Origin of the sequence: Shewanella decolorationis S12, assembly GCF_000485795.1 — a bacterium.
Lineage (GTDB): Bacteria > Pseudomonadota > Gammaproteobacteria > Enterobacterales > Shewanellaceae > Shewanella > Shewanella decolorationis.
Map to the genome: position 1 here is coordinate 1 of NZ_AXZL01000017.1, position 547 is coordinate 547.

General features: G+C 47.5%; 2 tRNA genes. Both read right to left on the reverse strand.

Going from position 1 to position 547, the window contains the following annotated elements:
- Nucleotides 1–68: 68 nt before the first annotated feature.
- Nucleotides 69–144 (reverse strand) — tRNA-Ala (locus SHD_RS01030).
- Between the two features lie 138 nt (nucleotides 145–282).
- Nucleotides 283–359, reverse strand: a tRNA-Ile gene (locus SHD_RS01035).
- Nucleotides 360–547: the final 188 nt, after the last annotated feature.

Sequence of the window (547 nt, forward strand, 5' to 3'; positions counted from 1 at the left end):
GCGGGCTTAAAAAAGCCAAAGATAATTTTTCAGTTTATCTTTGGCATCTCTAACCAGATTGCAGTAAGTGGTGGAGCTATGCGGGATCGAACCGCAGACCTCCTGCGTGCAAGGCAGGCGCTCTCCCAGCTGAGCTATAGCCCCATTTACATGCAGTGCGAGTAAGTAAGATGTTCCAAACCTCTTAAAGGATTGGTTTGCCAAATCATTTCTTATCAAGGCGGACAGTGGCGACGTTTAGTTCACTAAACGAGTCACTTTCCAACGCTGAGAAGGAAGGATTGGTGGGTCAGAGTGGACTTGAACCACCGACCTCACCCTTATCAGGGGTGCGCTCTAACCAGCTGAGCTACAGACCCATCTTTGATAAATCTAAGTTCATCTAGAACCACCGACCTCACCCTACTCTTTATGAAGGGATTGGGGTGCTAACCAGCTGAGCCACAGACCCATCTTTTACTCTATCTTCTATCAAGCAAATCTGTGTGAACACTCAGGCACATGGATGTGCCGTGTGTAAGAAACGCATGGAGCAGTTTCTTACCAA